This window comes from Collinsella sp. SGI.178 (assembly GCF_050313495.1).
Classification (GTDB): Bacteria; Actinomycetota; Coriobacteriia; order Coriobacteriales; family Coriobacteriaceae; genus Collinsella.
Map to the genome: position 1 here is coordinate 24689 of NZ_JBNPLM010000025.1, position 7845 is coordinate 32533.

Consider the following 7845-nt stretch of genomic DNA (forward strand, 5'->3'; position numbering starts at 1 on the left):
CGAATCGAGGACAAGCGTCATTTATATGCAGAAAACCGTTTTCTATATGCAATTTTGAATCATGGATAACTTTGAGTGTTCAATCTTGATTTCCTAGAAAAATAACGTTTACCTAGGAAAATCTGCTTTACGAAACTGAAGTGCATCATGGGAAATCATATGCGATATACCGTTCATCGTACTTTGTTGACCGTTCGGGGGCGAGGTGGAATTGCGGGTGGAAATTGGATATAACTAGAGCTGTCAGCAAGCAGCGCTCCATACGGAGGGGCGCTGATACATTCGGCCAGTAAGGCCCGAAAGAAAGGTAGGAGGCCATGACGAAAGGTCTGCACGTGCCTTCCGAGATCGGCAAGCTCAGGAAGGTCTGCCTGCACCGTCCCGGCGACGAGCTCCTCAACCTGCCGCCCGACGAGCTCGAGCGGCTCCTGTTCGACGACGTCCCGTTCCTGGAGGTCGCGCAGCAGGAGCACGACACCTTCGCCCAGATCCTGAGGGACCAGGGCGTCGAGGTGCTCTACCTCGAGAACCTCGTCGCCGAGGTGTTCGACCAGGTCCCCGGCGCCCGCGCCGAGTTCACCGACCAGTACATCGCCGAGGCCGGCATCCGCGGGAAGCACATGCCGCAGATCGTCCGCGAGAAGCTGGACTCCATCGAGGACAACCTCGAGTTCGTCAAGAAGACCATGGCCGGCATGACCAAGGCCGAGATCGAGATGCCCCTCACGGCCTCCACGACCCTCGACTCCCTGGTCAACTCCGAGTCCGAGTCCGACCTGATCATCGACCCGATGCCCAACCTCTACTTCACCCGCGACCCGTTCGCGGTCGTCGGCGAGGGCGTCAACCTCAACCGCATGTACTCGGTCACCCGCAACCGCGAGACCCTGTACGGCAAGTACGTCTTCAAGTACCACCCCGACTACAAGGACGTCTCCCTGTACTTCCGCCGCGACTGCCAGTTCCACACCGAGGGCGGCGACGTGCTGAACATCAACGAGAAGACCCTCGCCGTCGGCATCTCCCAGCGCACCCAGGCCGCCGCTATCGACGTCATGGCCCAGAACATCTTCTGGAACTCCGACTCCAAGGTCGAGCGCATCCTGGCCTTCGACATCCCGGTCTCGCGCGCCTTCATGCACCTCGACACGGTCTTCACCCAGATCGACGTCGATAAGTTCACGATCCACCCCGCCATCATGGGCACCCTGCGCGTCTACGAGCTGACCGCCGGCAAGAACCCGGGCGACGTGAACATCCGCCTGATCGAGGACACCCTCGAGCACGTCCTGGAGGACGCCACCGGCGTCGACCAGGTCAAGCTGATCCCCTGCGGCGGCGGCGACCCGATCGCGGCCTCCCGCGAGCAGTGGAACGACGGCTCCAACACCCTGTGCGTCGAGCCCGGCAAGATCTGCGTCTACGCCCGCAACACCGTCACCAACGACGTGCTGTACAAGGAGGGCCTGGACCTTCTCGTCGTGCCCTCCGCCGAGCTCTCCCGCGGCCGTGGCGGCCCGCGCTGCATGAGCATGCCCTTCTGGCGCGAGGACCTCTAAGGTTTCCAAAGACCCGTACGTGTCTTAATACAAACATCTAGCTGCCATTAGATGTCTCCCATTGGGGCGGTGCGGGTTTTCGCACCGCCCCATTCTTGTTTAATGAAGCTTAATTAACATCAGATAAGGCGGCCCATATGACCAGGGGCAGTCACGTTGATACCCCCCAACGGTGTCGGCTTCTTTGCCTTTTGGGCATCATCTCCATTCCCATGACCTTCGACGGCATCATCCCCGTGTTCTAGCGATTGGAGCCTAACCATGGATATCAAGACAATCGGCGTTGAGGAGTGGCTCAACGTTTGGGAGAAGAGAGCCACGTGGGATATCGCCCAGTCGACGATCTCCTCGCTTACCATGGGCGAGCTGCGCGCGCTCGACGAGCAGGACGGCGCTACGTTCTATGAGCGCCTGGATCGCGAGAAGATGAACTACGGCTGGATCGAGGGTTCACCGGAGTTTAAGGCCGAGGTCGCCAAGCTCTATCGTCGCGAGGTCAATCCCGATCACATTTTGCAGACCAATGGCTGCACGGGTGCCAACCTCAACGCCATCATGGCCGTTGTCGAGCCCGGCGACCACGTGATTGCCGAGTGGCCTACCTATGCGCCGCTCTACGAGATCCCGCGTACACTGGGCGCCGAGGTCGAGTATTGGGAGCTTCGCGAGGAGCTCGGCTGGAAGCCCGATATCGAGGAACTCAAGCGCCTGGTTCGCCCCAACACGAAACTCATCTGCATCAATAACGCATCGAACCCCATCGGTACGGTGCTTGATGCCGATACGCTCGGTCAGATTGCCGAGATCGCCCGTTCGGTGGGCGCCTACGTGCTGTGTGACGAGGTGTATCTGCCGCTCGAGAACACCGAGTCCTTTATGTCGATGGTCGACGTGTATGAGAAGGCCATTGTCACCAACTCGGTGTCTAAGACCTATTCGACGCCTGCAGCCCGCGTGGGTTGGGTCGTGGCCGACGAAGAGGTGTCCAATCGCATCCGTACCTATCGCGATTACACCATGATCTGCGGCGGCGTGTTCAACGATGCCCTGGCGACCTATGTGCTTGAGCACAAGGACAAGATTCTCGAGCGCAACCGCAAGATCGTGTCTGGCAATCGCGATATCGCGCAGGCTTGGATCGATACGCAACATCGCGTTTCCTGGACGGCCCCGCAGGGCGTGTCTACCTCGTTTATCCAGCTTGATATTCCCGAGGACGACGAGGAGTTCTGCAAGCGCCTGTTGTCCGAGAGGGGAGTGCTGCTGGTGCCCGGCAGCCGTTTTGAGCTTCCCTGCGGCGCACGCCTGGGCTACTGCGCGAGCGAAAATGTTCTTCGCGAGGGCCTGAGGCTTCTGGGCGAGGCTCTGGCCGAGTTCGATCGCTAATCCCTTGAGGCCCTCGAAGGACTAAACCTTACTTGGCCCTAGGTGTACCGAATGCAGACCCGCTCCCTTTTGGGGAGCGGGTCTGCATGTCTTTGCCGCCGGAAAAGTCAAGTTGTTACAAATGGGGACGCAAAATCGATCGGGTATTCGACGGGCCTTATACTGAGCTTCCGGTGAACGGTATCCAACGTCTGGTAAACGGTAATCTGTTTGCTAAAAATGAATAGGTCAAACTTTTTTATGAATAAAAATTAAAATGGTTGAGAGACAGCAAGAATAGCGAATTCTATTCATATCGTTGCACGAAATATGCAATCTGAGGGTGGTTTAACAAAGTTTAGTTCCATTTGATTTTTGGATTGAAAACGCGTTTAAGCACGTAAATAAACTTTATTAAATCAAAGTGTGCCATGCGTGAAGTATATGTGTATGCCGTTCACCCCCTATAAAAAACCGTTCGGGGGCAAGGTGGAAGTATGGGTTGATTTTGGATATAAATATGTCGTCAGCAATAACGCCTCACACGGAGGGGCGCTAACGAATCGGCCCTGACAAGGGCCCGAAAGAAAGGTAGGAGGCCATGACGAAAGGTCTGCACGTGCCTTCCGAGATCGGCAAGCTCAGGAAGGTCTGCCTGCACCGTCCCGGCGACGAGCTCCTCAACCTGCCGCCCGACGAGCTCGAGCGGCTCCTGTTCGACGACGTCCCGTTCCTGGAGGTCGCGCAGCAGGAGCACGACACCTTCGCCCAGATCCTGAGGGACCAGGGCGTCGAGGTGCTCTACCTCGAGAACCTCGTCGCCGAGGTGTTCGACCAGGTCCCCGGCGCCCGCGCCGAGTTCACCGACCAGTACATCGCCGAGGCCGGCATCCGCGGGAAGCACATGCCGCAGATCGTCCGCGAGAAGCTGGACTCCATCGAGGACAACCTCGAGTTCGTCAAGAAGACCATGGCCGGCATGACCAAGGCCGAGATCGAGATGCCCCTCACGGCCTCCACGACCCTCGACTCCCTGGTCAACTCCGAGTCCGAGTCCGACCTGATCATCGACCCGATGCCCAACCTCTACTTCACCCGCGACCCGTTCGCGGTCGTCGGCGAGGGCGTCAACCTCAACCGCATGTACTCGGTCACCCGCAACCGCGAGACCCTGTACGGCAAGTACGTCTTCAAGTACCACCCCGACTACAAGGACGTCTCCCTGTACTTCCGCCGCGACTGCCAGTTCCACACCGAGGGCGGCGACGTGCTGAACATCAACGAGAAGACCCTCGCCGTCGGCATCTCCCAGCGCACCCAGGCCGCCGCTATCGACGTCATGGCCCAGAACATCTTCTGGAACTCCGACTCCAAGGTCGAGCGCATCCTGGCCTTCGACATCCCGGTCTCGCGCGCCTTCATGCACCTCGACACGGTCTTCACCCAGATCGACGTCGATAAGTTCACGATCCACCCCGCCATCATGGGCACCCTGCGCGTCTACGAGCTGACCGCCGGCAAGAACCCGGGCGACGTGAACATCCGCCTGATCGAGGACACCCTCGAGCACGTCCTGGAGGACGCCACCGGCGTCGACCAGGTCAAGCTGATCCCCTGCGGCGGCGGCGACCCGATCGCGGCCTCCCGCGAGCAGTGGAACGACGGCTCCAACACCCTGTGCGTCGAGCCCGGCAAGATCTGCGTCTACGCCCGCAACACCGTCACCAACGACGTGCTGTACAAGGAGGGCCTGGACCTTCTCGTCGTGCCCTCCGCCGAGCTCTCCCGCGGCCGTGGCGGCCCGCGCTGCATGAGCATGCCCTTCTGGCGCGAGGACCTCTAAGTCTTTCCGTTTCCGGTGCGGTCCCCCTACAACCGCACCGGTTTTGCCCGTCAAACGGGCAACACGAATACTTGCGTAATTCATTTTTCGAAAGGAAACGAACCATGGGTGTTAACCTCTCCGGCCGTAGCTTCCTCAAGCTCCTCGACCTCACCACCGAGGAGATCGAGTACCTGCTCAAGCTCTCCAAGAACTTCAAGGACATGAAGCGCGCCGGCGTTCCGCATCGCTATCTCGAGGGCAAGAACATCGTTCTGCTCTTCCAGAAGACCTCCACTCGTACCCGCTGCGCCTTCGAGGTCGGCGGCATGGATCTGGGCATGGGCGTCACCTACCTCGATCCGGGTTCGTCGCAGATGGGCAAGAAGGAGTCTATCGAGGACACCGCCCGCGTTCTCGGCCGCATGTATGACGGCATCGAGTTCCGTGGCTTTGCCCAGGACGACGTCGAGGAGCTCGCCGCTAAGTCCGGCGTGCCCGTTTGGAACGGCCTGACCACTGAGTGGCATCCCACCCAGATGCTCGCCGACATCCTGACCGTCCAGGAGAACTTCAACTACGACATCAAGGGCAAGACCCTCGTCTTCATGGGCGACTGCAAGAACAACGTTGCTCGCTCCCTCATGGTTGTCTGCTCCAAGCTTGGCATGAATTTCGTGGCCTGTGGCCCCGAGGAGTGCATGCCCGCTGACGACGTCATCGAGGCCTGCAAGCCCATCGCCGAGGCTAACGACTGCACCATCAAGCTGACCACCGACGTCAAGGACGGCGTCACCGGTGCCGACGTTATCTACACCGACGTGTGGGTCTCCATGGGCGAGCCTGACGAGGTCTGGGCCGAGCGCATCGCTCAGCTCACCCCGTATCGTGTCACCTCCGAGGTCATGGCTATGGCCAACCCGGGTGCCATCTTCCTGCACTGCCTGCCCAGCTTCCACGACACTAACACCACCATTGGCGCCGAGAAGTGCGAGCAGTTCGGCATTACCGAGCAGGAGGTCACCGACGAGGTCTTCGAGAGCCCCGCTTCCAAGGTTTTCGACGAGGCCGAGAACCGCATGCACACCATCAAGGCTGTCATGTACGCAACGCTCAAGTAAGAGCCTTTAAGCATTTCGCTCGGGGTGTATTGCTGCACACCCCGAGCGGTTTGTCTGGTAAATATCTTGCGTCGGGCGGTGGGCACGGCACGGAAGATCCGCTTCGCGCGAGAAAGTTAAATGATTTATGAAGGGGGGATGAGAACCATGACTGAGACCGCAAAGAAAAAGCGCGGTATGCCTTCATCGTTCACCATTCTTCTAGCTCTGCTGGCAATTGTTGCAGTGATTACCGTTATCGTCTCCGGCACGTCCGGCGGCGCTGTTACTGCAGCCCGCCTGAGCGATTTCTGCACCGCCCCGATTCTGGGCTTCGCTGACGCTCTGCCCGTCTGCCTCTTCGTTATGATCTTGGGCGGCTTCCTCGGTATGATGACCGAGACCGGCGCCCTGGACAACGGCATTGCCGTTCTGGTGCAGAAGCTTAAGGGCAACGAGATCATGCTCGTTCCTGTCCTTATGCTCATCTTCTCCCTCGGTGGTACCACCTATGGTATGTGCGAGGAGACCGTTCCCTTCTACGCCCTGCTCGCCGCTACCATGATGGCTGCCGGCTTCGACCCCATGGTCGGCGCTGCTACCGTCCTGCTCGGCGCTGGCTGCGGCTGCCTGGGCTCCACGGTTAACCCGTTCGCCGTCGGCGCTGCCGTCGACGCTCTGACCGGCGTTGGCATTGAGGTCAACCAGTCCATCATCATCGGCCTCGGTGCCGTCCTGTGGATTGTTACCACGGCCATTTCCATCTTCTTCGTCATGGGCTATGCCAAGAAGGTCAAGGCTGACAAGGGTTCCACCATCCTTTCGATGCAGGAGCTCAAGGACGCCGAAGAGGCTCACGGCAAGGCTGCTTCCGAGGTTAACAAGGAGGTCAAGCTCACCGGTCGTCAGAAGGGTGTTCTGATCGCCTTTGCCTTCACCTTCGTCGTCATGATCGTCGGCTTCATTCCGCTGGCCGACCTCAACGAGGGCGTCGCCAACTTCTTTGACGCTGGCGCTGTCTACGATGCCGACGGTAACACCGTCGTCCAGGGCTGGTCTGCCCTGATCACCGGCCTGCCCATTGGCCAGTGGTACTTCGACGAGGCTTCCACCTGGTTCTTCCTCATGGCTATCCTGATCGGTATCATCGGTGGCCTGTCCGAGAAGCAGATCGTTAACACCTTCATCACCGGCGCTGCCGACATGATGTCCGTTGTTCTCGTCATCGCCCTCGCCCGTGGCATCTCCGTCCTCATGGCCAACACCGGTCTCGACGTCTACGTCCTCGACGCTGCCGCCAGTGCCCTGGCTGGTCTGTCCGGCGTGATCTTCGCTCCCATGAGCTTCCTGGTCTACTTCGGCCTGTCCTTCCTGATCCCCTCGACCTCTGGTATGGCTACCGTCTCCATGCCCATCATGGGACCGCTGGCTGTTAAGCTCGGCTTCTCGCCCGAGGTCATGGTCATGATCTTCTCCGCCGCCATCGGTGTCGTGAACCTGTTCACCCCGACCTCCGGTGCCATCATGGGCGGTCTCGCCCTGGCCAAGATCGAGTGGACGACCTGGCTCAAGTTTGCCCTTAAGCTCATCGTCGTTCTCTCCGTCGTCTGCGCCATCATCCTGACCGTCGCCTGCGTGTTGATCTAAGTACCCAACGGGTGCCCCACGGAAACCTTGACGATCCTGTAGAGGATCACTTGGTCATCGTCTGTCCGGTGGGGTCAACCCACCGGTAGACTCCTACCTTTAGCCCCCTCCCGTTCCGTGCGCGGGAGGGGGCGCTCTTATGTTCCGGCGTTTTACCAAACGCCGGAACCGGCCGACGCTGCAAGCCCGCCAGAGCGGCAATCTGACGTTCAATCGTCGGGCATGGCCAAAAGGCCTATGCCCTCCTCTTTCACGTCACCTTGCCCGCTCTGGCGGGCTTTCGCTGACTTATGCTCAACCTGCGATGTTGCCATTGTTGGTGCAGGGGAAGTGCGTTTGGGGCAGCTAATTT

5 protein-coding genes are annotated in these 7845 nt (G+C 59.4%); all 5 read left to right on the plus strand.

Features of this window, described 5'->3' with window-relative positions:
* Window positions 1-317 precede the first annotated feature (317 nt).
* Window positions 318-1559, plus strand: a complete 1242-nt coding sequence (gene arcA, locus ACQRAQ_RS07460) for an arginine deiminase (RefSeq protein ID WP_427719159.1) — start codon at window positions 318-320, stop codon at window positions 1557-1559.
* Window positions 1560-1820: 261 nt separating this feature from the next.
* Window positions 1821-2945 carry an aminotransferase gene (locus ACQRAQ_RS07465; RefSeq protein WP_427794431.1) on the plus strand — a complete coding sequence of 375 codons (1125 nt, stop codon included), beginning with the start codon at window positions 1821-1823 and terminating at the stop codon, window positions 2943-2945.
* Between the two features lie 580 nt (window positions 2946-3525).
* A complete protein-coding gene (arcA, locus tag ACQRAQ_RS07470) occupies window positions 3526-4767 on the plus strand; it encodes an arginine deiminase (RefSeq protein ID WP_427719159.1) in 1242 nt (413 codons plus the stop codon).
* A gap of 104 nt (window positions 4768-4871) precedes the next feature.
* On the plus strand, window positions 4872-5867 hold the full coding sequence (gene argF / locus ACQRAQ_RS07475; RefSeq protein WP_154515223.1) for an ornithine carbamoyltransferase: 996 nt from the start codon (window positions 4872-4874) through the stop codon (window positions 5865-5867).
* A 138-nt stretch (window positions 5868-6005) separates the two neighbouring features.
* Entirely contained in the window at window positions 6006-7493 is a 1488-nt protein-coding gene (locus ACQRAQ_RS07480; protein WP_370450555.1) for a YfcC family protein, read from the plus strand.
* Window positions 7494-7845 lie beyond the last annotated feature (352 nt).

What these genes read in the sequence shown, in the direction of transcription:
- argF (WP_154515223.1), top strand. Translation starts at nt 4,872, where the DNA reads ATGGGTGTTAACCTCTCCGGCCGTAGCTTCCTCAAGCTCCTCGACCTC.
- arcA (WP_427719159.1), top strand. Translation starts at nt 3,526, where the DNA reads ATGACGAAAGGTCTGCACGTGCCTTCCGAGATCGGCAAGCTCAGGAAG.
- ACQRAQ_RS07465 (WP_427794431.1), top strand. Translation starts at nt 1,821, where the DNA reads ATGGATATCAAGACAATCGGCGTTGAGGAGTGGCTCAACGTTTGGGAG.
- arcA (WP_427719159.1), top strand. Translation starts at nt 318, where the DNA reads ATGACGAAAGGTCTGCACGTGCCTTCCGAGATCGGCAAGCTCAGGAAG.
- ACQRAQ_RS07480 (WP_370450555.1), top strand. Translation starts at nt 6,006, where the DNA reads ATGAGAACCATGACTGAGACCGCAAAGAAAAAGCGCGGTATGCCTTCA.